The following is a 22,529-nucleotide window of genomic DNA, read 5'->3' as shown; positions in this document are numbered from 1 at the left end:
GGCAGCCGACAAGCACAGACTTCTGTCCTGACCAGTTCGAGCATCCGAGGATCCACACGTGGCGAACATCAAGTCCCAGATCAAGCGCAACAAGCAGAACGAGAAGGCGCGCCAGCGCAACCAGGCCGTGAAGTCGCGCCTGAAGACCGCCGTGCGCCGTTTCCGCGAGCTGTCCGAGGGCGACGACAAGGCCGCGGCGACCGCCGCCGGCCGCGACGCCATGAAGGCGCTCGACAAGGCCGCCTCGAAGGGCGTCATCCACGCCAACCAGGCCGCGAACCGCAAGTCGTCGATCGCCAAGAAGACCGCCGCTCTCTGAGTCCGGTCCTCCCGCCGAGCACCCGCCCACGTGGCGGGTGTTTCGCATTTCAGGGCGCCGTTCCCGCAGTGCCGACGTCATGGCGGGCGGCCGCTCCCGCGACCGGCGCCCATGACGTACCGAGCTGGCGTCATGGCGACCGGCTGCGCCGACGACCACCGGCCATGACGCTCCGGGCGGGCGTCGTGGCGCGGTCGCCGTGCCGCCCGACGACCGAGCGGGTCAGCGGGCCTCGCGCAGGCCGGCGACGGTGAGCACCAGCCGCTCGAGCGTGTAGGACGCGTCGTGAGCCTGCCCCTTGATGTCGGCGTCGGCCACGGCGACCGCTCGCACGGCTTGCGCGATGCCCTCGGTGCTCCACGAGCGTGACTGGTCGCGGACGGTGCGCACCTTCCAGGGAGGTACGCCGAGGTCGCGGGCGAGGTCGGCGTCGCGCGCTCCGCGGGAGGCGCCGAGGTAGCGGGCCAGGCTCCGGGCCGAGGCCGCCATGGCCGAGGTCACCAGGACCGGCGAGGTCCCGGAGTCCAGGGCCCAGCGCAGCTCCTCCAGCGCCACGGCACGCCGACCGGCGAAGGCGGCGTCGGCGACGGTGAACGACTTGGCCTCGGCCCGGCCACCGAAGTAGCGCTGGACCTTCTCGACGGTCAGCGGCTCGCCGTGGAAGTCATGGGTGAGCTGGTCGGCCGCCGCCGCGAGCGAGCGCAGGTCGGTGCCCACGGCCTGCACCAGGAAGGTCGCCGCGTCGGCGTCGATCTTCGCGCCGTGCGAGGCGACCTCGGCGCTCACGAAGCCCGGCATCTCGCTGGCGCGGACCTCCTCCGACTTCACCTCGGTGACCGGACCGAGCTTGCGCAGCTTGGTCAGCACCCCACTGCCCTTCTGGCCGCCGGAGTGCACCAGCACGAGTGCGACGTCCTCGGCCGGAGCCGCACAGTAGGCGAGCAGGCCGTCCACGGACTCGTCGGGCAGGTCCTCGAGACCGCGCACGACCACGCACCGGATCGAGGAGAACAGCGAGGGCGCGGACATCTCGCCCAGCGAGGCCAGGGTCAGGTCGGAGGCCGGGGAGTCGGCGAGCTCCGCCTCGGCGTCGTGGGCCCGGACCGCCTCGCGCACGGACGTCACCGTGCGCGCGGAGAGGTATTCCTCCTTGCCCGTCACGAGGACGACGTGGCCGAGGACCTGCGCGGCGGTGGGGGTGCGTGCCATGGTGCGCCCACTCTATCGACGGGTGACGACACCGACCTCGCCGTCCCGCACGACCACCGCCACGTCGCCGGAGAGGTCCGTGCGCCACACCCGGGCACCCGAGCCGGCCAGCGCCGCCAGCAGGTCGGCGGCCGGGTGGCCGTAGTCGTTGTCCTCCCCCACCGAGACCAGTGCCAGCCGCGCGCCGAGGGAGGTGAGCCAGTCCACGTCCTGGTGCCGGCTGCCGTGGTGGGGCACCTTGAGCACGTCGACCTGCAGCCCGGCCAGGTCGCGTGACATCGCGCGCTGGGCCGACGGCTCGACGTCGCCGGTCAGCAGCGCACGGATCCCCTCGACCTCCGCCACCAGCACGACGCTGGCGTTGTTGGGCTCGCTCTCGCCGGCGCCACCGCCGCCGGCGCCGGGCCGGGGCCAGACCGTCTGCAGGGTCACCTGCCCGAACCGCCGCGTCTCGCCGTACGCCGCGATGCCGGGGTCGCGTCCGGCTGCCTCCTCGACCACCCGGACGCCACCGGCCGGCTCGAGCAGGCCGGTGGACTCGATGGCCCCCACGTCGCGACCCTCGAGCAGCCCGGCCATCCCGTCCACGTGATCGGCGTGGAAGTGCGTCAGCACCACCAGCGGCACCGAGGTGACGCGCAGCCGGTCGAGGCAGGCGTCCATCAGCGCCGGGTCCGGGCCGACGTCGACGACGACCGCCGACCGCGGCCCGGACCTGAGCACGAGCCCGTCGCCCTGGCCCACGTCGCACATCGCGAGCGCCCAGCCGTCCGGCGGCCATCCCGGCGAGGGCGGGCGGACCAGCATCACCACGACGAGGAGCCCGGTGCAGGCGAGCGTCGATCCGGGCCGGCCGAGGACCCGCGGCGCCAGCGGGACCGAGAGCAGGCACAGCGCGGTGAGTCCGACCATCGCCAGCGGGCCCGTGCCCCAGTCGACCGCCGCGGTCGGGATGTCCGCGCCCCAGCGCGCGACCGCGATGATCCAGCCGGCCGACCACGCCGCGGGTGCCGCCACCACGACACCGATGGGCGCCCAGAGCAGGCCGATGAGCCCGCCGGAGAGACCGAGCACGGTGGCCGGGGCCACGGCAGGCGCCGCCAGCAGGTTCGCGCCGACCGCCACCAGGCTCACCTGCCCCGAGAGGCCGGCGACGACCGGCGTGCACGCCACCTGCGCCGCCAGCGGCACCGACACCGCCTCGGCCACCCAGCGCGGGGTCCACCGCATCAGGGCGTCGCGCCACACCGGCGCGAGCAGCAGGATGCCGGCCGTCGCCATCGCCGAGAGCGCGAAGCCCGCGGTGGTCGCCAGCCGGGGCCACAGGAGCAGCAGGACGAGCACCGCCACCCCCAGGCAGCGGGTGCCCCGCGACCGGCCGTTGGTCCCCATGCCGATGAGGGCCACGGTGCCCATCGCGGCAGCGCGTACGACGCTGGGCTCGGTGCGTGCGGTCAGCACGAAGCCGGCGATCCCCAGGGCCGCGAGCACGTGCAGCAGCCGCCCCCGCACACCGAGCGAGCGACCGAGGATGATCACCGCGCCGACCACGATCGTCAGGTTCGACCCGCTCACCGCGAGGAGGTGGGTCAGGCCGGTCGTGCGGAAATCGTCGGCGAGGTCGCTCGCCATCCCGCCGTCGTCGCCGACCACCAGCGCCGGCACCAGCTCGCGGGCGTCCACGTCACGTCCGGCGACCGCGGCCCGCACCGACCGGCGTACGGCTGTGGCGGCGTCCCACCACACGTCGGGCTCGGCCACCACCCGCGGGTCGCCCATCGGTCGGACCAGTGCTGCGACGCCGTCGTCGGCCGGGACGAGCCTGGCCGTCGTCTCGAGCGTCGTGCCGAGCGGCAGGCGCGGCCAGTCCTCCCCCGCCATCAGCACCACCGGCGCGTCGAGCGTCCACGCCGTGCCGCGTCCCTCGACCCGCGAGACCGTCGCCCGCGCGATCTGCAGGTCTCCGTACTGCCCTGCCACGACGCGTACGTCCGAGGTGGTCGCGAGCCGCAGCGTGACGACCGCGCCGTCGTCGGCCAGGCGCGCGAGCGGCGAGGTCGCCACCACCGTCTGCTGCAGCGCGGCGACGCCCGCGACCGCGACGAGGGCGGCGAGGGGCCCGAGCCAGGCGAGGGCCATCGTCCGTCCCAGCATCAGCCCGACGCAGGCGACGACCAGCACCAGCACCGTCGCCAGGGCGACCCGCCCCGGGAGCAGCAGGACGAGGAGGGCACCGATCCAGGCGCCCACACCGAGGGCGACCGCGCGCAGGTCGGGCACGGCTCGGTCGGATCAGATCGTCACGAGGGGGGCGATCTCCTCGAGGGTGGCCGGGCCGATGCCCTTCACCTCGAGCAGCTCGTCCACCGACGTGAAACCGCCGTTGGCGTCCCGCCACGACAAGATCGCGGCAGCGGTGACCGGACCGACGCCCGGAAGGGTGTCCAGCGCCGCCTCGTCGGCGGTGTTGAGGTTCACCAGGGAGCCACCCGCGGGCGACGCGTCCGGCGTCGAGCCGACGCCGCCTGCGACGCCGGGGGCGGGTGCCACCCCGACCAGGATCTGCTCGCCGTCGACGATCGGCCGGGCCAGGTTGAGCGCGGTGAGGTCGACCCCGCGCCGGGCTCCCCCGGCCGCCTCGAGGGCGTCGACCACCCGTGACCCCGCCGGCAGCACCGCGATCCCGGGGCGGCGTACCTCGCCGGCGACGTCGACGATCAGCTCGCCGGTGGGGTCGGGCGTCGAGCCGTCGGGCTCCGCCCGGTCCACCTCCGTGAGCGGCTCGGGTGACTCCTCGGGCGAGGTGAGCGCGCCTGCGGGGTCGAGCGGCACCACCTCCGCCTGGTCGCGGACCGCCCACCACGACGCCAGTCCCACGGCGACGGCCGCCACCACCGCGACGACCGCGAGGTGCACCGGGCCGAGCCGGAGGCCGCCGATCCGCATCCGCCGCGAGGCGTGCCGCCCGGGGACCGGGACCACCACGGGTGGCGGCACCGGCGCCTCGTCGTCGGGTCGCGGTCGGACCCGGGTGTGCCCGTCGAGGTCGGGCGCCGTGCTCCCCTCCCACACCGCGGCGAGCTCGGCGCTCAGCGTCGCCAGCCGTCGCGACACCGCCTCGGCGTGCTCGGAGGACGACGGCGATCGGCGCATGTCCCCACGCTAGGAACGTCCTACGGGCCTCCGAAAGACCGGAACGCCCATCTGTGGACAGCCGCGCGCCGGTGTGGGTCCACCAGGGGCGTCAGGGCGAGGCGGGCGGACGCGGCGAGACGCAGACCGCGACCATGCCCGGGCCCACGTGGGCGCCGAGCACGGCGCCGAGCTCGCCGCACATCACCTCGCGGCCCTCGAGGCCGTCGGCGAGGCGTTCGGTGAGCGCGGTCGCGAGCTCCTCGGCGCGCTCGGCGTTGGCGAGGTGGGCGACGCTGACGTCGACCGACTCCTCGCCGGCGGCCTCGACCGCGAGCTCGGCCAGCCGGGCGAGGGCACGCGAGGCCGTACGCACGCGCTCGCGCGGCACCACCCGACCGTCGGCGATCTCCAGGAGCGGCTTCACCGAGAGCGCACTGCCGAAGATCGCGGCGGCGGCGCCGATGCGCCCGCCCCGGCGGAGGTACTCCAGGGTGTCGACGTAGAACAGCGACGAGGCGGCCTCGCCGCGGGCCAGGGCCGCATTGGCGGCGTCCTCGCCGGACCCACCCGCGTCCAGCACGTCGGCCGCGGTCAGGGCTGCGAAGCCGGTCGCGATCCCGACCTGGCCGGAGTCGACCACGTGCACCGGCAGGTCGACCTCGAGCGCGGCGAGCTGCGCGGACTCGAAGGTCCCGCTCATCTCGCCGGACAGGTGCACCGAGACGATCTCCTCGACCCCGTCGGCCCCGAGGGAGCGGTAGAGGTCGGCGAAGAGCGCCGGCGCCGGCCGTGAGGTGCTGACCGGCACGAAGTCACGCAGCGCCTCCGCGACCACCTCGGGCGTCGCGCCACCAGGTCCCTCGTCGAGCACGCGCGCCCCGATCACCACCTGCAGCGGCACGACGCGGATGCCGCGAGCCTCCGCCAGCTCGGCGGGCAGGCTCGCGGTCGAGTCGGTGACGACCACCACACGAGGCATGTCGAGACCCTAACGGCAGGCGGAAGCGTCACACGACGATGTTGACCAGCTTCGGCGCACGCACGATCACCTTGCGCACGACCGCGCCGCCGATTGCGCGCTGCACGGCCTCGTCGGCCAGGGCGGCGGCCTCCAGGTCGGTCTCGGAGATGTCGGGCGACACCTCCAGCCGGCCCTTGACCTTGCCCTTGACCTGGACGACCGCGGTGACGGTGTCCTCGACCAGCAGCGCCTCGTCGACGACCGGCCAGCCCGCCCGGGCGACCGTCGGCTGGTGGCCCAGCCGCTCCCACATCTCCTCGGCGGTGTAGGGCGCGACCAGCGACAGCAGGATCGCGACGGCCTCGGTGGCCTCGCGCACCGCCGGGTCGGCCGGACCGCACCCGGAGTCGATGGCCTTGCGGGTCGCGTTGACCAGCTCCATCACCCGGGCCACCACCACGTTGAAGCGGTAGGTCTCGACCAGCCCCGCCGCGTCGTGCACGGTGCGTGCGGTCGTCCGCCGCAGCGCGACGTCGCCGGTCGTGACGTCCACGTCGGGCGCCGAGGTGACGTCGCCCGACAGTCGCCAGGCCCGCTGCAGGAAGCGCAGCGACCCCGCGGGGCTCATGTCGGCCCAGTCGATGTCGTCCTCCGGCGGACCGGCGAAGACCAGGGTCAGCCGCACCGCGTCCACGCCGAAGGCGCCGAGCTGGTCCCCCAGGTCGACGCCGTTGCCCAGCGACTTGCTCATCTTCTTGCCCTGGTTGATCACGAAGCCCTGGTTCAGCTGGGCCGACCACGGCTCGCGGAAGTCGACCAGGCCCATGTCGTTCAGCACCTTGGTGAAGAACCGGCCGTAGAGCAGGTGCAGCACGGCGTGCTCGACCCCACCGACGTACAGGTTGATCGGCATCCAGGCGTTGACCTTCGCGCTGTCGAACGCCTGGGTGTCGTCGTGCGGGGAGCAGTAGCGGAACATGTACCAGGACGAGTCGACGAACGTGTCCATGGTGTCGGTGTCGCGCGTCGCCGGGCCGCCGCAGGTCGGGCAGGCGACGTTGACCCAGTCGGTCGCCCCGCCCAGTGGAGAGGTGCCCTTGGGCTTCAGGTCGGCGCCCTTCAGCATCGGCAGCGTGACCGGCAGCTGGTCCTCGGGCACCGGGACCTCGCCGTCCACCGGGCAGTGGATGATCGGGATCGGAGCGCCCCAGTAGCGCTGGCGGCTCAGCAGCCAGTCGCGCAGGCGGAAGTTGACCGCACCGGAGCCACGACCGTCGGCCTCCAGCCGCTCGATGATCGAGCGGATGCCAGACGCCTTGTCGCTCAGCCCGTCCAGCGGACCGCTGTTGACGTACGCCCCGTCCCCCGAGGTCGCGACGCCCGACTCCTCCGGGTCCTCCGCGCCGGGTACGTCGATGACGCGCCGCACCGGCAGGCCCATCTCGCGGGCGAAGTCCAGGTCGCGCTGGTCGTGGGCGGGCACCGCCATGATCGCGCCCGTGCCGTAGTCGGCCAGGACGTAGTCGCTCGCCCAGACCGGGACCTGCTCGCCGGAGACCGGGTTGGTCGCGGTGATGCCCAGGTCGACGCCGGTCTTGGGTCGGTCGGTGGCCAGGCGGTCGATGTCGGAGGCCTTGCGGACCTCGACCAGGTAGTCCTCCAGCGCCTGCGCACGGTCGGGGTGCACGATGTCGGCGGCCAGCGCGGCGTCGGCCGCCACGACCATGAAGGTGGCGCCGTACAGCGTGTCGGGCCGGGTCGTGTAGACCTCGATGTCGCGCTCACCCGACGCGGTGTGCAGCGCGAAGGTGACGTGGGCGCCCTCCGAGCGGCCGATCCAGTTGCGCTGCGCGGTGACGACGCGGTCGGGCCACGTCGACTCCAGCTCGTCCAGGCCGTCCAGCAGCTCCTGGGCGTAGTCGGTGATCTTGAAGTACCACTGGGTCAGCTCCTTCTTGGTCACCTCCGCCCCGCAGCGCTCGCACGCACCGTTGACGACCTGCTCGTTGGCCAGCACGGTCTGGTCGTTGGGGCACCAGTTGACCGGGCTGTTCTTGCGATAGGCCAGCCCGCGCTTGAAGAACTCCAGGAACAGCCACTGCGTCCAGCGGTAGTACTCCGGGTCGCTGGTGTTGAAGGTGCGCGTCCAGTCGAACGACGCGGCGTACTTCCGGCACGACTCGATCGAGCGCGCGATGTTGGCGCGCGTGTAGGTGTCGGGGTGCTCGTCGTTGCGGATGGCGGCGTTCTCCGCCGGCAGGCCGAAGGAGTCGAAGCCCATCGGGTTGAGCACCTCGTAGCCGCGCTGCCACCAGTAGCGCGCCACCACGTCGTGCAGCGCGAAGACCTCGGCGTGACCCATGTGCAGGTCACCGCTCGGGTAGGGGAACATCGTCAGCGCGTAGCGCTTCTCGCGCGGGCTGTCGTCGTCGGCCCGGAACGGCTGGAGCTCCTCCCACACGCGCTGCCACTTGGCCTCGGTGGCCTCGATGTCGTACGTCGCCGTCTCGCCGTGGCCGGACTCGGGGGTGCTCTGCTCGGGGTTCATCTCTCTCGCTCCTGGTAGGTCCTGCTCCCGACATGAAAAAACCCCTCACGCATGGAGGGGTGGCCGCGGTGACTGCCTGGACGGTGAGTCAGCGCGGCTGTCGAAGAAGCAGGATCTGCGACCGCATGGCCACATGCTACCGCGCTCGGGCCGGACCTGGGGGTCCGGCCCGAGCAGGACGCTCACTTCACGAACTGCGCGGTGAGCGGCGGGCTCCACCACTCGCCCTGGTAGGCATTCCACGCGCCGATCGCGTGGATGACGCCGGCGATCACCGGCGGCGCGGCGAGCACCGGCAGGAACACGAAGAAGCCGATGCCCAGGGTGAGGACGCCGAGCACGACGTAGAGGACGCCGACGACCAGCCACCAGATGAACATGGTGATCTGCACGTTGATCGAGTTGGCGGCGTGCGCGCGCACGAACGGGCCGCGGTCCTTGTAGAGGACGAACACCACGATCGAGGCCACGAAGCCCAGGAACCCGACCGAGAAGATCATCGCGGCGAGGGCGCCGGCGTGGCTGAGCGCGCCCCAGGTGCGCTCCTCGTCGGGCGAGATGCCGGCGCCGCCGGTCGGCTGGGGCCTGGCGTAGCCGCCGTCTCCCTGCGCCCGCTGGGCGCGCTCGGCCTCGTAGGCCTGGTAGGCGGGGTCCATCGGGTTCTGCGGGTAGTTCGGGTACTGGTCGGACATCTCACTCACTCCTCGTGGGCCGGGTGCCCTGCGTGTGCCTCAAGCCAAGCACGTCGCCGCCGTCGTTTCATCCCGTTCCGGGGTCGAGCCAGGGTCGCGTCAGGGGTGCTTCCGGGCCACCACGGCGGGCTCGCGAAGCTGGTTGACGATCTGCGGCGCGACCGTCAGACTCACTCCCCAAGAACTCTTGGGGAGGTACGACGTTGACCGGAGAGCTCACCGACCCGCGCGCGGTCTCCGCGCTGCGCTCGGTCGCCCACCCGGTGCGGCTGCGCATCCTGTCGCTGCTGACCGCGGAGGCGATGAGCGCGGCCGAGGTGGCCCGCACCCTCGCGCTCACGCACGCCAACGCGTCGTACCACCTGCGGGTGCTGCACGAGGCCGGCGAGCTGGTCGTGGAGAGCGAGGACAAGATCCGCGGCGGGATGGCCAAGCGCTACCGCTACCGCGTGGGCGGCGATCCCGATCGTCCGGGCACTCCGCGCTCCTCCACCGAGGACCGGATCGCGTGGCAGACCGCGACCCACAGCGAGATCGTCCGTCGTCTGGCCAGCGCCACCCGCGGACCCGGGACGTCGGCGGACATCGAGACCTGGGTCGCGCCCGAGGTCTGGAGCGAGGCCATGGACGCCGTGTCGGCCGCGATGAACCTGCTGCACGAACGAGCCGTGCCGCCCGGCACCGAGGGGGCGATCCACGTGAGCGCCTCGAGCCAGGGATTCGTCATGACGGAGACCTCGTGAGCTGGTCCGCCTCCCTCGCTCCGCTCGCCGAGCGCAACTTCGCCTGGTACTTCTCCTCGCGCCTGGTCAACACCCTCGGCGCGATGATGGCCAACATCGCGCTGACCTTCGCCGTGCTCGACATCGACGGCCGCGCGATCGCGATCGGTCAGGTGCTGGCCGCGCACACGATCCCGATGATCCTGCTGCTGCTGTGGGGCGGCGTGATCTCGGACCGCTTCCCGCGCGCGGTGGTCCTGCAGGTCTCCAACGTGCTCTCGGCGCTCTCCCAGGGGGCGATCGCGGTGCTGGTGCTCACCGGGACCGCGGAGCTCTGGATGATCATCGTGCTGGCCGCCGCCCACGGTGCCGTCTCGGCCGTCTCGATGCCCGCGATGGCCGGGCTCGTGCCCCAGCTCGTCCCGCGCGAGGCCCTCCAGCAGGCCAACGCCCTGCTGTCGCTGACCCGCAACGGTCTGACCGTCCTCGGCCCCTCCCTCGGTGCCTTCATCGTGGTGACCTCCGGTCCGGGCTGGGCGCTCGCCGTCGATGCCCTCACCTGGGTCGCCGCCGCGGTCCTGCTCGCGCCGGTGAGGATCCCGCCGAAGCCGGCGAAGGCCGAGGCCACCTCGACCTGGCAGGACCTCCGCGAGGGCTGGACGTTCTTCCGCAGCGTCACCTGGCTGTGGGTCGTCGTGCTCGGCTTCGGCGGTCTCAACATGATCCACAACGGAGCCCTGTTCACGCTCGGTCCTGTGGTGGCCGAGGACACGATCGGCCGTCAGGCCTGGGGGTTCGTGCTGTCCGCCGAGGCCCTCGGGCTGCTCGTGATGGCGGTGGTCCTGCTGCGCTTCCGGCTCGAGCGCCCCCTGCTGTGGGGCATGGCCTCGATCTCGGCGATGGCCCTGCCGATGCTGATGCTCGGCATCGAACCGGTCGTCGTCGCCCTCGTGGCCGCCGCCTTCGTCGGCGGGATGGGCATCGAGGTGTTCTCGATGGGCTGGGCACTCGCGATGCAGGAGAACATCGACGACGACATGCTGGCCCGCGCCTACTCCTACGACATGCTCGGCTCCTTCATCGCCATGCCGATCGGCCAGCTGCTGTGGGGCCCGCTCGGCGAGCTCCTCGGCAACGAGGAGGTGCTCGTCGCCTCCGGGGTGGCGTACGTCGCCATCTGCGGGCTCGTCCTCTGCTCCCGCTCGGTGCGCACCCTCCAGCGAGCCCCCCACGCCCCGGCGCAGGACATGACGACCGCCACGCCGTAGGGTCCCGCCATGGGAGTCCTCGACCAGTTCCGTCTCGACGACAGGGTCGTCATCGTCACCGGCGCCTCGAGCGGACTGGGCGTCGCCTTCGCCCACTGCTTCGCCGAGGCGGGGGCAGACGTGGTGCTCGGTGCGCGGCGCGTCGACAGGCTCGAGCGGGTCGCCGACTCCGTGCGATCGACCGGCCGTCGCGTGCACACGGTCGAGACCGACGTGGCCGACCCCGAGCAGTGCCAGCGGCTCGTCGACGAGGCGATGGCGAAGTTCGGCCGGGTCGACGTGCTCGTCAACAACGCCGGTGTCGGCACCGCGGTGCCGGCCACGCGCGAGACCCCGGACCAGTTCCGCTCGGTCGTGGACGTCAACCTCAACGGCTGCTACTGGATGGCGCAGGCCTGCGGAAGGGTGATGCAGCCCGGGTCGAGCATCATTAACATCTCCTCCATCCTCGGCATCACCACCGGCGGACTCCCGCAGGCGGCGTACGCCGCCTCCAAGGCCGGCCTCGGTGGTCTCACCCGAGATCTCGCCCAGCAGTGGACCGGCCGCAAGGGCATCCGGGTCAACGCGCTGGCGCCGGGCTTCTTCGCCTCCGAGATGACCGACTCCTACCCCGACGGCTACCTCGACACGGTCATGGCGCGCGTGCCCGCGGGGCGCAAGGGCGACCCGCGCGAGCTGGCCGCGACCGCGGTCTGGCTGGCCTCGGACGCCGCCGGCTACGTCACCGGGCAGATGATCCCGGTCGACGGCGGCCTGACCATCGCCTGAGCCATGTCGCACGGGGACTACAAGGCGTTCTTCGCCGCCGCGTTCGCCGGCGACGTCGACCTCGTCGAGCACCACCTCGACGCCGGCGTGGACGTCGACTTCATCCATCCCGAGCTGCAGTCCACCGCTCTCGTCGCGGCTGTCGAGGAGGGCCGCGAGGACGTCGCCCTCCTCCTGCTCGACCGGGGTGCGTCGCCGACGCTGCCCAGCCCGCTGGAGGCGATGACGCCCCTGCAGGCCGCACGCGCGGCCGGACTGGAGCGCGTGGTGGAGCGGCTCAGCCCGCGCTGAGGATCTCGGCGACCGCGGCGACCAGGCCGGCGATGTCGTCGTCGCTGGCCACCAGCGGCGGCGCGAACCGGACCGTGGAGCCGTGGGTGTCCTTGGCCAGGATCCCCCGCACCATCAGCGCCTCGGACATCTCACGACCCGACATCAGCGTGGGGTCGATGTCGATCCCCGCCCACGCACCCCGCACGCGTACGTCGGACAGGCCCCGGCCGATGAGGGGCTCGAACCCGGTCCGCAGCAGCTCACCGATCTCGGCCGAACGGGCCTGGAAGGTGCCCTCCTCGAGCATCGCGACGACCTCGGTCCCGATCGCCGCAGCCAGCGGGTTCCCCCCGAAGGTCGAACCGTGCGAACCCGGCGTGATCACGTCCATCACGTCACGGTCGGCCGCGATCGCCGACACCGGGTAGATCCCCCCACCGAGGGCCTTGCCCAGGATGTAGATGTCAGGCACCACGTCCTCGTGGTCACACGCGAACGTCCGCCCCGACCGCGCGAGACCCGACTGGATCTCATCAGCCACCATCAGCACGTTCCGCTCGGTGCACAGCGCCCGCAGGTCGCGCAGGAACCCCTCCGGCGGCATCACCACACCACCCTCACCCTGGATCGGCTCGAACAGCACCGCCACCGTCGTGTCGTCGATCGCCGCGGCCACCGAGGAGACATCGCCGTACTTCACGCTGCGGAACCCACTCGTGAACGGCCCGTAGCCAGAGGTCGCGACGTCGTCGTCGGAGAAGCTCACGATCGTCGTCGTACGGCCGTGGAAGTTGCCCTCCATCGTGATGATCGACGCCTGCCCGGCCGGCACACCCTTGACCTCATAGCCCCACTTGCGGCTCACCTTGATCGCCGTCTCGACGGCCTCAGCACCCGAGTTCATCGGCAAGATCATGTCCTTGCCCGTCAACCGGGTCAGCGCCTGCGCGAAACCGCTCAACCTGTCGTTGAAGAACGCCCGGCTCGTCAACGTCAGATGACCCAGCTGCTCACGCGCCACCGCCACCAACCGCTCGTTGGAATGACCGAAGTTCAACGCCGAGTACCCCGCCAGACAGTCCAGGTAGCGCTTGCCGTCCACATCGACCACCCACGCACCCTCACCCTCCGACAGCACCACCGGCAACGGGTGGTAGTTGTGCGCCGCACAGCGCTCGGTGGCCTCGATGTGGGCGGCGGTGCCCTCGAGCGCGGTGTCCGAGCCGGTGCTGGTGGAGACGTCGTTCGCGGTCATGGGCACATGGTGCCACCGGTCACCGGAATCGTGGAGCCGACGAGGGCCGAGCCCTTCTCGGGCGGTCCTTCGACACGTGTCCGCGATGCCGCCCCTCGACCGCCGATCCGAGGACAACATCTCGGACACGTGTGGCATGTGGAGCGACAGAACGACAGAACGACAGAACGACAGAAGGTCCGGCGCAGAGCGCCGGACCTTCTGGTTGGTGGAGCTGAGGGGACTCGAACCCCTGACCCTCTGCATGCCATGCAGATGCGCTACCAGCTGCGCCACAGCCCCAACATCGCCCTTCCGTGGAGCCGGAAGGACAACGCCGAGAACACTAGCCGACGCCCGCGCGGAGGTGAAATCGGGGTCCGGCGTCAGGTGAGGAGTCGCCAGATGAGCCAGATGCCGAGCACCGCCGCTGCCACGCCGGCGAGCAGCGGGACGAGCATCAGGGCGGCCGCGCCGACGACGTACGCCGGGCTCGGCGGCTCGCGCATGGGCTCCTTGTCGAGCTCGCGGACCAGCAGCCGGAAGTTCTTGCGGTTGGCCCGGTGGGCGACGTCGAGGAGGTCGCCGACCCCGGGCACGAGCCCGAGCAGCGCGTCCACGACGAGGTTGAGGCCCATGAGCGCGAGGACCGGCATCGGCACGCGCGCCCGGATGGCGTCGCGCACCAGGATGCCGGACAGTGCGCTGCCGAGCGCGTCGCCGATCCCCGGCACCAGGCCGATCAGCGCGTCGAGCCCCACCCCGACCCGGGTGCCCGGGACCGTGACCGCGTCGTCCATGATCCGGGCCACCTGCCGGCTCAGGCGTACGTCGACCTCGCGGGCGCGCTCGCTCACGAGGTCACGCGGTTCCAGGCCCTCAGCCGCCAGCGCGCCTCGGCCGGCGTCCAGGTGCCGGCCGCGTGCTCGAGCTCGACCCATCCGCAGTTGTCGAGCACCCCCAGCGTCTGGTCGACGCCGGGCGGCCAGCCCAGGAAGGCGGGCACCGCGACGCGGATCGCGGCACCGTGGGAGACCACGATGCCGGTCTCGCCGTCGGCCAGCCCCTCGGCGTACGACGTCAGGGCGGGCAGGAAGCGCGCCAGCACGTCGGCGTCGGACTCCCGGCCCGGGATGGCCGCGATGTCGCCGGCGACGAGCGCGGCGTGCTCGACGGGGTGCTGATCGGCGTACTCCTCCAGCGTCAGGCCGGTGCGGTGGGTGCCGACGGCGAACTCACGGAGCCGGTCGTCGAGCACCGGGTCGAGACCGGCCTCATCGGCGACGCGGCGTGCGGTGCCGGCTGCGCGGGCCAGGTCGGAGGACCAGAGTGCGACCGGCCGCATCGCGGCCAGCGCAGGCGCCACGGCCTTCGCCTGCGCCTCACCCTCGTCGTCGAGCGGGACGTCGGCGTGCCCCTGCGCGCGCAGGGACCGGTTCCACGCCGTCCTCCCGTGGCGCAGGAGGACGAGCCGACGGGTCACCGTCGGCTCACGTGAGCGTCAGCGGGATGAGCGGGCAGTCGCTCCACAGGCGCTCGAGGGCGTAGAAGGAGCGCTCCTCCTCGTGCTGGACGTGCACGACGATCTCGCCGTAGTCGAGCAGCACCCAGCGTCCCTCCTTGTGGCCCTCGCGACGGATGGGCTTGGCGCCGGACTCGCGCAGCTTGTCCTCCACCTCGTCGACGATGGCGCCGACCGCGCGCTCGTTGCTGGCGCTCGCCAGCACGAAGGCGTCGGTGATCGCGAGCTGGTCGCTGACGTCGAAGGCGAGGACCTGCTCGGCCTTCTTGTCGTGGGCGGCCTGCGCCGCGACGGCGACGAGCTCGATGGCGTGGTCGGTGGCAGTCATGCGGTGTCCTTGCTGGTTGCAGGTGATGCGTAGAGGTCGTGCTTGGCGATGTACTGCACGACGCCGTCGGGCACGAGGTACCAGACGGGTTCGCCACGGCGCTTGCGTGAGCGACAGTCGGTCGACGAGATCGCGAGCGCCGGGATCTCGACCATGGTGACCCTGTCAGAGGGGATGTTCGCCAGGGCCTCGGGGTCCATGGCGTAGCCCGGCCGGGTGACCCCGACGAAGTTGGCGAGCTCGAAGAGCTCGTCGGCGTCACGCCAGGTGAAGATGTCGGCGAGCGCGTCCGCGCCGGTGATGAAGAACAGCTCCGCGTCGGGCATCTCGGCCTTGAGGTCGCGCAGCGTGTCGATGGTGTAGGTCTTGCCCTCGCGGTCGATGTCGACGCGGGAGACGTTGAAGCGGGGGTTGGCCGCCGTCGCCACGACGGTCATCAGGTAGCGGTGCTCGGCCTCCGTGACGTCGCGGTCGCTCTTCTGCCAGGGGTCGCCCGTCGGCACGAAGACGACCTCGTCGAGGTCGAACCAGGCCTGGACCTCGGAGGCGGCGACGAGGTGGCCGTGGTGGATCGGGTCGAACGTGCCACCCATCACCCCGACGCGACGTCCGACCGCAGGGTCAGTCACGGAGATCGGCCGGCTCAGCTGTGCTCGCGCCCGCCGCCGAACGAGACCACGGCCATGAGCAGCACGAGGAGCAGGATCAGCATGCCGCCCCCCACGAGGTAGGGGGTGGCAGAGCCCTCGGCTTCCGCCTCGGCGGCCAGGATGGTCAGGGTGTTCAGCATGGGCTCGATCCTATCGCCTGCGCTCGGGAGACCTCACCGCACGTGGCCCTCGCCGACCACGACGTACTTGCTCGAGGTCATCTCGGGCAGGCCCATCGGCCCCCGGGCGTGCAGCTTCTGGGTCGAGATGCCGATCTCGGCGCCGAACCCGAACTCGCCGCCGTCGGTGAAGCGGGTGGACGCGTTGACCATGACCGCCGCCGAGTCGACCGCCGCGACGAAGCGCCGGATGGTGGCCTGGTCGCGCGCCAGGATCGCCTCGGTGTGGCCCGAGGAGAAGCGACGGATGTGGTCGATCGCGCCCTCGACGTCGGCCACGACGGCCGCGGAGATCTCCAGGCCGAGGAACTCGGCCGCGTGGTCCTCGTCGGTCACCGGCACGACGTCGTCGTACTCCGCGAAGGCACTGTCTCCGTGGACGAGCACTCCCGCCGCCTGCAGGGCCTCCACGACCAGCGGCAGGAACTCGTCGGCGACGTCCTCGTGCACGAGCAGGGACTCGGCCGCGTTGCACACGCTCGTGCGGTGGGTCTTGGAGTTCATCACGATCGCGAGCGCCTGCTGCAGGTCGGCCGAGGCGTCGACGTAGACGTGGCAGTTGCCGACGCCGGTCTCGATCACCGGCACCGTCGACTCCTCGACGACGCTGCGGATGAGGCCGGCGCCACCACGCGGGATGAGCACGTCGACGAGCCCGCGGGCGCGCATCAGCGCCTTCACGCTGTCGTGGGTGTCGCCGGGCACGAGCTGTACGACGTCCTCCGGCAGTCCGCCGGCCGCCAGCGCGCCGCGCATCGTCTCGACGATCGCGGCGTTGCTCGATCGTGCGCTGGACGAGCCGCGCAGGAGCACGGCGTTGCCCGCCTTGAGGCAGATCCCGGCCGCGTCGGCGGTGACGTTGGGGCGCGCCTCGTAGATCATCCCGACGACGCCGAACGGCACGCGGACCTGGCGCAGCTCGAGCCCGTTGGCGAGCGTGCTGCCGCGCAGCACCTCCCCCACCGGGTCCGGCAGCCCGGCCACGTCGCGCAGCCCCTGCGCCATCCCCTCGAGGCGGTCGTGGTCGAGGCGCAGCCGGTCGACGATGTTGGCCGGCGTGCCGCCGGACTCCGCACGCACGACGTCCTCGGCGTTGGCGGCCAGGATCGCCGACGCGTCGGACAGCAGGGCGTCGGCCATCGCGTGCAGGGCTGCGTCCTTCGTCGCCCGGGTCGCCGTGGCCAGCTCGTGGCTCGCGGCCCTGGCCCGGACGGCCACCTCGCGGACGGACTCCTCGGTGCTCATGCAGATGAGGGTAGGCCGGGTGGCAACCAAGTCGCCGTGGTGCGCGTCTAGTGGACATGACCCCTCGTGCCCTCATCTCGACACTGGCCGGCCTCGGGCTCGCCACCGCAGGACTCGCAGCCGCCGTCGCGGCTCCCGCCGCCTCGTCGGCACCCGCCGCCTCCCACCCGCGTGCCGCCGCCCAGGGCGCGATCGAGCTCTTCGCCCCCGACCGCCTCGAGGCCTTCTCGGAGGGCGGCAAGGTCTACCCCTCGCTCGGTCTGCGGGTGGTGGCGACGGGCTCCGACGTCGAGATCTGGTCGCACCGCGCGTCCTACGACCAGCCGATCACGTCGGAGCTGCGGACCTCGGCCGGGACGACGCCGCTGCCGGCGGGATCGCTGAAGGACTTCTCCGGGCTCAAGGGCTTCATCGTCCTGGACATCCGGAAGCCGGGCAGCAGCAAGCCCCTGGTGCACCGCACGGTCACGACGTGCCTCAACAGCACCGGCGAGCGGGTGCAGCCGGCGGCCGCACCGACCTCGCCCTACCCCCGCTACTGCCCCTACAACCCCTACACGGTGGGTTCGGTGATGGGCGTGCAGCAGGGATGGGCCTCCAGCGTGTTCGAGTCCTCCGGGCTGCGGCCCTTCGACCTCGACCCGGGCCGCTACGTCGTCGAGAGCCGGGTCGCGCGCAAGTTCTGGCCGGCCTTCGGCCTCACCGAGGAGACCGCCAGCGCGACCACCCGGCTCACGGTCACCGACGCCTGCGTCGAGGGGTGCGAGGGCATGGAGGGCAGGCCCGCCCCCACCACGGGCCACCACGCGCGTACGCCCGGCACCCGTCCCACCCAGCGGTCCGCGGGGCGGGTGGCCGGACCGGTCCCCGACCTGCGCTCGCTGCCGGCCTTCGGCATCCAGCTCAACGGCAAGGGCACCACGCTCCGCTTCTCGGCGACCGTGTGGAACGCCGGTGACAGCCCGCTGGTGATCGACGGCTTCCGCCGCAAGGGCGCCGAGATCATGGACGCCTACCAGTACTTCTTCGACACCGACGGCAACCAGACCGGCTACCAGCAGGTCGGGACCATGGAGTTCCACCACGCCAACCACAACCACTGGCACTTTGAGGACTTCGCCCGCTACGACCTGCTCGACGCCCAGAAGAACTACGTGTCCAAGTCGCGCAAGCAGTCGTTCTGCCTCGCCAACACCGACGCGGTCGACTACACCGTGCCCGGCGCCGACTGGCAGCCGGAGAACACCGACCTCGCCACCGCGTGCGGCGACGAGGGCGCCCTTTCGATCCGGGAGGTGCTGGCGGCCGGCTCCGGCGACACCTACGCGCAGTACCGCGCCGGGCAGGCCTTCAAGATCGGCGACCTCCCCAACGGGGTCTACTACATCCGCGTCGAGGGCAACCCCGAGCGCAACCTCACCGAGTCCGACACCACCAACAACGTGGCCGACCGCCGGATCCGCATCGGCGGGCAGGGCGCGAAGCGATGGGTGAGGGCCGCGCCCGTCGGTGACATCGTCGAGCCGGACGGCTTCTACCGGACCCACGTGGGCTGACGCGACCAGGTCGTCGGGGACCGCGTCCGCGTGTCGTGGTCCCCTGCGTTCTCGCGCGTGCGCACCCACCGGCTCCAGATGCGCGACGCCCCGGCAGGTCATCCTGCCGGGGCGTCGTGGTCGTGCGAGGCTGCTCAGCCCTTGCGAGCCGTGATCTGCTCGGTGGCGGCGGGCAGGACGGCGTGGAGGTCGCCGACCACCCCGAAGTCGACGAGCTCGAAGATCGGCGCCTCCGGGTCCTTGTTGACCGCGACGATGGTCTTCGAGGTCTGCATGCCCGCGCGGTGCTGGATCGCACCCGAGATGCCGTTGGCGACGTAGAGCTGCGGCGAGACCGTCTTGCCGGTCTGGCCGACCTGGAACGCGTGCGGCATCCAGCCCGAGTCGACCGCGGCACGCGAGGCGCCCACGGCCGCACCGATGCTGTCCGCGAAGCCCTCGACCGGCTCGAAGTTCCCAGCGGTGCCACGACCGCCGGAGACCACGATCGCGGCCTCGGTCAGGTCCGGGCGACCGGTCGACTGGCGCGGCTGGGTGGCCACGATCTGCGCACCCTTCGCGGCGTCCGACACGGTCGCGGCGAACGCCTCGACCGCACCGGCACCCTCGGACTCCTCCGGAGCGGCAGAGTTCGGCTTGACGGTGATGATCGGGGTGCCGGTGGTGACCTTCGCCTGGACGGTGAAGTTGCCCGCGAACACGCTCTGCGTGGTCACACCACCGTCCGCGACGTCGACGGCGTCGGTGATCAGACCCGAGCCGATCTTGATCGCGAGGCGGGCGCCGACCTCCTTGTTCTCGAACGACGAGGGCAGCAGGACCGCGGCAGGGCCGGTCTTCTCGACCAGCTGCTGCAGCGCCTCGGCCTTCGGCGCGACGAGGAATCCCTTGATCTGCGCGTCGTCGATCACGTAGACCTTCGCCGCGCCGTACTTCTTCACCTTCTCCGCCACGGCGTCACCCTGGTCGGGCGAGCCGAAGAACACCGCCGACGGCTCGCCCAGGCGGCGCGCGATCGTCAGCAGCTCGAAGGTCGGCTTCTTGACCTCGCCGTCGGCGTGGTCGATGACAACAAGAACCTCAGACATGTCTGTTTCTCCCCAGTCTCAGCAGCCGGCTCAGATGAACTTCTTCGAAGCGAGGAACTCGACCAGCGCGCCGGCGCCCGAGCCGTCCTCGTCGGTGACGATCTCGCCGGCGGTGCGCGGCGGGCGGGCCTCGGTCGACTCGACCTGCGAGTAGGCGACCGACAGACCGACCTCGCCGGCGTCGACACCCAGGTCGGACAGCGACCAGGTCTCCAGCGGCTTCTTCTTCGCGGCCATGATGCCCTTGAAAGAGGGGTAGCGGGCCTCGCCCGACTGGTCGGTCACGCTCAGCACGATCGGCAGGGTCGCGCCGATGACCTCGGTCGACCCCTCGTTGTCGCGCTTGATGCGGACCTGGTCGCCCTGCGACTCCACCACCGAGGCCAGCGTGACCTGCGGGAGGCCGAGGCGCTCGGCGACCATGGCCGGCACGACCGACCCGGAGGCGTCGGTCGAGGCCATGCCGCAGATCACCAGATCAGCACCGGCGTCGGCCTTGATCTTCTCGATCGCCTTGGCCAGGACCAGCGAGGTCGCGAGGTAGTCCGAACCCGCGATGGCCTCGTCGCTGACGTGGACGCCGGAGTCGGCACCCATCTGCAGGGCCTTGCGGACCGCGTCGACGGCCTTCTCCGGGCCCACGGTCAGCGCGGTGACGGTGATCTCCTCACCCTCGCGCTTCTCGCGGAACTGGAGCGCCTGCTCCACGGCGTACTCGTCGAGCTCGGACAACAGGCCGTCGACCCCGACGCGGTCGACGGTGTTGTCGTCCTCGAACTTGCGGTCGGCCGTGGCGTCCGGCACGTGCTTCACACAGACAACAATGTTCATGGCGTGTGGCCTTGCGGCCCCTCCTGTGCATTGGGATGTGCTGGCGAGGTTACAAGTCGCTCACCCCGGACCGGAACGGCGACCGGGGTGTGGTCGCTCACAGTGACACTGTCACGGTCGGTCGCGGTCCCCCGACGTCACCGCTTGACCACCCGGAACCACTGGACGCGCCTCTCGCGCAGGTGCCGGCCGTCCCCGGCGTACGTCACCGTGACGCGGTAGCGGCCACGGGGGAGCGTGCCGAGCCGGGTCTCCACGCCCCCGTCCGGGGCCAGCACCTGCGAGTCGACGGTGGTGCCGCGGGTGCCGGCCCGCTTGAGGACGACCCGCACCCGACCGGTGGGCCGGCTGCCGTACTCGCCGGCGGCCCGCACCCGGACCGAGGTCGGGATCCGGGCGCCGCGCCCCGTGACCCGCACCTCGAGCCGGGTGCGCACCCGGTCGACCGTCCACGCCTGCGCGGACGAGGTGCTGCCCTGCTGGCTGTCCGGGAGCTGGGGGACGAAGGTGGCGGTGACCGTGTGCTGCCCGACGTCCGCGGCAGGGAGCACCAGCGTGGCGTTGCCCGTGGCGGCGACGTTGGCCCGGAAGGCCACCCCGTCGACCGAGAAGTAGACGGCGCCCACCGCAGGCTCCGCGGTCGAGGTCACCGAGGCCGCGGCGGTGACGGTCTGGCCGTAGGTCGAGCGCGTGCTGCTGAGCACCAGCGAGGTCGACGTCGTCGAGACGGCCGCGGCGGCGGGCGGCGCCAGCCCGGCCGCGCCCGTCGTGAGGACGACGAGGGAGCCGGCGAGCAGGCGCCGTGTGCTCACGGCTTGATGATCCGGTCGAGGACCCGGCCGACCACGAGCCACGCCACCGCTCCGAGACCCCAGTTGAAGAGCGCGTTCTTCACGTCGGCGCCCTGCCCGCGGAACTGCTTGATCCCGTCGACCCGGGAGAACACACCGAGGTCGGCGAGGTTCGCAGCATCGAGGACGAAGCCGACCAGGGCGTTGGACCGGTTGGCGTCCAGGGCGACCAGCAGGGCACCGACCGCCAGCACCAGCGCGGCGAGCGCGCACGCCAGCCACAGGAGCTGGGCCACGGTCGCCCGGATCTTCGTTCCCACAGTGCCGTTCTCCTTCGTCGTCTCCGGTGGTTGCCTGGACCTGCGGGCTCAGCGACCGACGAAGGTCGCCTTGCCCGGTCCGTTCTCAACGAACGAGGTCATGCCGCGGGTACGGTCCTCGGTCGCGAAGACCGCCGCGAACTGCTGACGCTCGATCTCCAGACCGGTGGCGAGGTCGACCTCGCTCCCCCGGTCGATGCACTCCTTGGCCGCGCGGATCGCGAGCGCGGCCGCGCCGCTGAACTGGGCGGCGTAGGCCACCGACTCCTCGAGCACCCGGTCGGCGGGGACGACCCGGTCGACCAGGCCGATGCGCAGCGCCTCGTCGGCCTTGACGAAGCGCCCGGTGAAGATCAGGTCCTTCGCCGTGGGCACCCCGACCAGCCGGGTGAGGCGCTGGGTGCCGCCGGCACCCGGGATGATCCCGAGCAGCACCTCGGGCTGGCCGAGGACCGCGTCCTCGGCGGCAAACCGCAGGTCTGCGGCCAGCGCGAGCTCGCAGCCGCCACCCAGGGCGTACCCGTTGATCGCCGCGACCACGGGCTTGGGGATCCCGGCGATCGCCGCGGTGGCCGAGGTGGCGGACGTGGCCACCTTGACCATCTCCGCGTAGGAGAGGTCGGCCATCTCCTTGACGTCGTTGCCGGCGGCGAACACGCGCTCGCCGCCCCAGAGGACGACGGCGCGGACGTCGTCGCGCTCGGTGAGCTCGGCCGCGGCCTCGCGCAGGTCGGCCTGCACCTGGACGCTGATCGCGTTCATCTTGGGGCGGTCCAGGCGCAGGACGGCGACTCCGTCGGTGACCTCGATCGAGACGAACTCCATGGTGGCTCCTCAGCGGCGGTTGCGGCGTGGTCGGCTGGACGGGTCTGCGTGCCGCATTGTGC

General features: G+C 71.9%; 24 protein-coding genes and 1 tRNA gene. 6 read left to right on the top strand and 19 right to left on the bottom strand.

Annotation, left to right across the window (positions count from 1 at the left end):
- Nucleotides 1-58: 58 nt before the first annotated feature.
- Nucleotides 59-319: a 30S ribosomal protein S20 gene (rpsT, locus tag IEZ25_RS15925; protein WP_191200423.1), complete on the top strand. Its 261-nt coding sequence runs from the start codon at nt 59-61 to the stop codon at nt 317-319.
- 222 nt (nt 320-541) lie between these two features.
- On the opposite strand, the gene holA is transcribed toward rpsT, so the two are convergent.
- From holA to IEZ25_RS15895, 6 genes are all read right to left on the bottom strand, one after another.
- Nucleotides 542-1,528 carry a DNA polymerase III subunit delta gene (gene holA, locus IEZ25_RS15920; RefSeq protein WP_191200422.1) on the bottom strand — a complete coding sequence of 329 codons (987 nt, stop codon included), beginning with the start codon at nt 1,526-1,528 and terminating at the stop codon, nt 542-544.
- Nucleotides 1,529-1,540: 12 nt separating this feature from the next.
- Nucleotides 1,541-3,808 carry a ComEC/Rec2 family competence protein gene (locus IEZ25_RS15915; RefSeq protein ID WP_191200421.1) on the bottom strand — a complete coding sequence of 756 codons (2,268 nt, stop codon included), beginning with the start codon at nt 3,806-3,808 and terminating at the stop codon, nt 1,541-1,543.
- A 12-nt stretch (nt 3,809-3,820) separates the two neighbouring features.
- Complete coding sequence (locus IEZ25_RS15910; RefSeq protein WP_191200420.1) at nt 3,821-4,681, bottom strand: ComEA family DNA-binding protein; 861 nt, start codon at nt 4,679-4,681, stop codon at nt 3,821-3,823.
- Nucleotides 4,682-4,772: 91 nt separating this feature from the next.
- The gene (locus IEZ25_RS15905; protein ID WP_191200419.1) at nt 4,773-5,642 is read right to left on the bottom strand and encodes a DegV family protein; all 870 of its coding nucleotides are present in this window, start codon (nt 5,640-5,642) and stop codon (nt 4,773-4,775) included.
- A 28-nt stretch (nt 5,643-5,670) separates the two neighbouring features.
- Entirely contained in the window at nt 5,671-8,172 is a 2,502-nt protein-coding gene (gene leuS / locus IEZ25_RS15900) for a leucine--tRNA ligase (RefSeq protein ID WP_191200418.1), read from the bottom strand.
- Between the two features lie 182 nt (nt 8,173-8,354).
- The gene (locus tag IEZ25_RS15895) at nt 8,355-8,864 is read right to left on the bottom strand and encodes a DUF4870 domain-containing protein (RefSeq protein ID WP_224749084.1); all 510 of its coding nucleotides are present in this window, start codon (nt 8,862-8,864) and stop codon (nt 8,355-8,357) included.
- Between the two features lie 203 nt (nt 8,865-9,067).
- Here IEZ25_RS15895 and IEZ25_RS15890 point away from each other — a divergent pair, with 203 nt between their 5' ends.
- From IEZ25_RS15890 to IEZ25_RS15875, 4 genes are read left to right on the top strand one after another with little or no spacing between them, the layout of a single operon-like run.
- Nucleotides 9,068-9,607 carry an ArsR/SmtB family transcription factor gene (locus IEZ25_RS15890; RefSeq protein ID WP_224749083.1) on the top strand — a complete coding sequence of 180 codons (540 nt, stop codon included), beginning with the start codon at nt 9,068-9,070 and terminating at the stop codon, nt 9,605-9,607.
- Complete coding sequence (locus tag IEZ25_RS15885; RefSeq protein ID WP_191200417.1) at nt 9,604-10,854, top strand: MFS transporter; 1,251 nt, start codon at nt 9,604-9,606, stop codon at nt 10,852-10,854. The genes IEZ25_RS15890 and IEZ25_RS15885 overlap by 4 nt, the downstream gene beginning before the upstream one ends.
- A 9-nt stretch (nt 10,855-10,863) precedes the next feature.
- Nucleotides 10,864-11,625 carry an SDR family NAD(P)-dependent oxidoreductase gene (locus tag IEZ25_RS15880; protein WP_191200416.1) on the top strand — a complete coding sequence of 254 codons (762 nt, stop codon included), beginning with the start codon at nt 10,864-10,866 and terminating at the stop codon, nt 11,623-11,625.
- Nucleotides 11,626-11,628: 3 nt separating this feature from the next.
- A complete protein-coding gene (locus IEZ25_RS15875; RefSeq protein WP_191200415.1) occupies nt 11,629-11,916 on the top strand; it encodes an ankyrin repeat domain-containing protein in 288 nt (95 codons plus the stop codon).
- On the opposite strand, the gene rocD is transcribed toward IEZ25_RS15875, so the two are convergent.
- The 8 genes from rocD to IEZ25_RS15835 all read right to left on the bottom strand — a co-directional run bounded on the left by rocD (nt 11,903) and on the right by IEZ25_RS15835 (nt 17,056).
- The gene (rocD, locus tag IEZ25_RS15870; RefSeq protein WP_191200414.1) at nt 11,903-13,153 is read right to left on the bottom strand and encodes an ornithine--oxo-acid transaminase; all 1,251 of its coding nucleotides are present in this window, start codon (nt 13,151-13,153) and stop codon (nt 11,903-11,905) included. The two genes, IEZ25_RS15875 and rocD, sit on opposite strands and share 14 nt — an antisense overlap.
- Nucleotides 13,154-13,359: 206 nt before the next feature.
- Nucleotides 13,360-13,435: transfer RNA gene (locus IEZ25_RS15865), tRNA-Ala, on the bottom strand.
- An 83-nt stretch (nt 13,436-13,518) separates the two neighbouring features.
- A complete protein-coding gene (locus IEZ25_RS15860; protein WP_318152271.1) occupies nt 13,519-13,989 on the bottom strand; it encodes a DUF4112 domain-containing protein in 471 nt (156 codons plus the stop codon).
- The gene (locus IEZ25_RS15855; RefSeq protein WP_191200412.1) at nt 13,986-14,615 is read right to left on the bottom strand and encodes a histidine phosphatase family protein; all 630 of its coding nucleotides are present in this window, start codon (nt 14,613-14,615) and stop codon (nt 13,986-13,988) included. Before IEZ25_RS15855 ends, IEZ25_RS15860 begins: the two co-directional genes overlap by 4 nt.
- A gap of 7 nt (nt 14,616-14,622) precedes the next feature.
- A complete protein-coding gene (gene rsfS / locus IEZ25_RS15850) occupies nt 14,623-14,982 on the bottom strand; it encodes a ribosome silencing factor (protein ID WP_191200411.1) in 360 nt (119 codons plus the stop codon).
- Nucleotides 14,979-15,617: a nicotinate-nucleotide adenylyltransferase gene (gene nadD, locus IEZ25_RS15845; RefSeq protein ID WP_397184180.1), complete on the bottom strand. Its 639-nt coding sequence runs from the start codon at nt 15,615-15,617 to the stop codon at nt 14,979-14,981. The genes rsfS and nadD overlap by 4 nt, the downstream gene beginning before the upstream one ends.
- 8 nt (nt 15,618-15,625) lie before the next feature.
- Entirely contained in the window at nt 15,626-15,772 is a 147-nt protein-coding gene (locus IEZ25_RS15840) for a hypothetical protein (RefSeq protein WP_191200410.1), read from the bottom strand.
- Between the two features lie 33 nt (nt 15,773-15,805).
- Entirely contained in the window at nt 15,806-17,056 is a 1,251-nt protein-coding gene (locus IEZ25_RS15835) for a glutamate-5-semialdehyde dehydrogenase (RefSeq protein ID WP_191200409.1), read from the bottom strand.
- A gap of 56 nt (nt 17,057-17,112) precedes the next feature.
- Here IEZ25_RS15835 and IEZ25_RS15830 point away from each other — a divergent pair, with 56 nt between their 5' ends.
- Complete coding sequence (locus IEZ25_RS15830; protein WP_191200408.1) at nt 17,113-18,612, top strand: lysyl oxidase family protein; 1,500 nt, start codon at nt 17,113-17,115, stop codon at nt 18,610-18,612.
- Nucleotides 18,613-18,746: 134 nt separating this feature from the next.
- Here the strand turns inward: IEZ25_RS15830 and IEZ25_RS15825 are convergent, their stop codons facing one another.
- From IEZ25_RS15825 to IEZ25_RS15805, 5 genes are all read right to left on the bottom strand, one after another.
- A complete protein-coding gene (locus IEZ25_RS15825; RefSeq protein ID WP_191200407.1) occupies nt 18,747-19,700 on the bottom strand; it encodes an electron transfer flavoprotein subunit alpha/FixB family protein in 954 nt (317 codons plus the stop codon).
- Nucleotides 19,701-19,730: 30 nt separating this feature from the next.
- Nucleotides 19,731-20,513, bottom strand: coding sequence for an electron transfer flavoprotein subunit beta/FixA family protein (locus IEZ25_RS15820; protein ID WP_425572748.1), 783 nt, complete (start codon nt 20,511-20,513; stop codon nt 19,731-19,733).
- Between the two features lie 155 nt (nt 20,514-20,668).
- Nucleotides 20,669-21,343, bottom strand: a complete 675-nt coding sequence (locus tag IEZ25_RS15815; RefSeq protein ID WP_191200405.1) for an Ig-like domain-containing protein — start codon at nt 21,341-21,343, stop codon at nt 20,669-20,671.
- On the bottom strand, nt 21,340-21,642 hold the full coding sequence (locus IEZ25_RS15810; RefSeq protein ID WP_191200404.1) for a hypothetical protein: 303 nt from the start codon (nt 21,640-21,642) through the stop codon (nt 21,340-21,342). Before IEZ25_RS15810 ends, IEZ25_RS15815 begins: the two co-directional genes overlap by 4 nt.
- A gap of 48 nt (nt 21,643-21,690) precedes the next feature.
- Nucleotides 21,691-22,467, bottom strand: coding sequence for an enoyl-CoA hydratase/isomerase family protein (locus IEZ25_RS15805; protein WP_191200403.1), 777 nt, complete (start codon nt 22,465-22,467; stop codon nt 21,691-21,693).
- Nucleotides 22,468-22,529 lie beyond the last annotated feature (62 nt).

It is taken from the genome of Nocardioides hwasunensis, from assembly GCF_014779665.1.
Lineage (GTDB): Bacteria > Actinomycetota > Actinomycetes > Propionibacteriales > Nocardioidaceae > Nocardioides > Nocardioides hwasunensis.
Note: the sequence above shows the minus strand (reverse complement) of the source record. Positions and strands in the feature narration are given on the sequence as shown.

What these genes read in the sequence shown, in the direction of transcription:
- IEZ25_RS15895 (WP_224749084.1), bottom strand. Translation starts at nt 8,864, where the DNA reads ATGTCCGACCAGTACCCGAACTACCCGCAGAACCCGATGGACCCCGCC.
- IEZ25_RS15840 (WP_191200410.1), bottom strand. Translation starts at nt 15,772, where the DNA reads ATGCTGAACACCCTGACCATCCTGGCCGCCGAGGCGGAAGCCGAGGGC.
- rocD (WP_191200414.1), bottom strand. Translation starts at nt 13,153, where the DNA reads ATGACCGCGAACGACGTCTCCACCAGCACCGGCTCGGACACCGCGCTC.
- leuS (WP_191200418.1), bottom strand. Translation starts at nt 8,172, where the DNA reads ATGAACCCCGAGCAGAGCACCCCCGAGTCCGGCCACGGCGAGACGGCG.
- IEZ25_RS15880 (WP_191200416.1), top strand. Translation starts at nt 10,864, where the DNA reads ATGGGAGTCCTCGACCAGTTCCGTCTCGACGACAGGGTCGTCATCGTC.
- IEZ25_RS15830 (WP_191200408.1), top strand. Translation starts at nt 17,113, where the DNA reads ATGACCCCTCGTGCCCTCATCTCGACACTGGCCGGCCTCGGGCTCGCC.
- IEZ25_RS15805 (WP_191200403.1), bottom strand. Translation starts at nt 22,467, where the DNA reads ATGGAGTTCGTCTCGATCGAGGTCACCGACGGAGTCGCCGTCCTGCGC.
- IEZ25_RS15825 (WP_191200407.1), bottom strand. Translation starts at nt 19,700, where the DNA reads ATGTCTGAGGTTCTTGTTGTCATCGACCACGCCGACGGCGAGGTCAAG.
- IEZ25_RS15875 (WP_191200415.1), top strand. Translation starts at nt 11,629, where the DNA reads ATGTCGCACGGGGACTACAAGGCGTTCTTCGCCGCCGCGTTCGCCGGC.
- holA (WP_191200422.1), bottom strand. Translation starts at nt 1,528, where the DNA reads ATGGCACGCACCCCCACCGCCGCGCAGGTCCTCGGCCACGTCGTCCTC.
- IEZ25_RS15905 (WP_191200419.1), bottom strand. Translation starts at nt 5,642, where the DNA reads ATGCCTCGTGTGGTGGTCGTCACCGACTCGACCGCGAGCCTGCCCGCC.
- rsfS (WP_191200411.1), bottom strand. Translation starts at nt 14,982, where the DNA reads ATGACTGCCACCGACCACGCCATCGAGCTCGTCGCCGTCGCGGCGCAG.
- IEZ25_RS15835 (WP_191200409.1), bottom strand. Translation starts at nt 17,056, where the DNA reads ATGAGCACCGAGGAGTCCGTCCGCGAGGTGGCCGTCCGGGCCAGGGCC.
- IEZ25_RS15910 (WP_191200420.1), bottom strand. Translation starts at nt 4,681, where the DNA reads ATGCGCCGATCGCCGTCGTCCTCCGAGCACGCCGAGGCGGTGTCGCGA.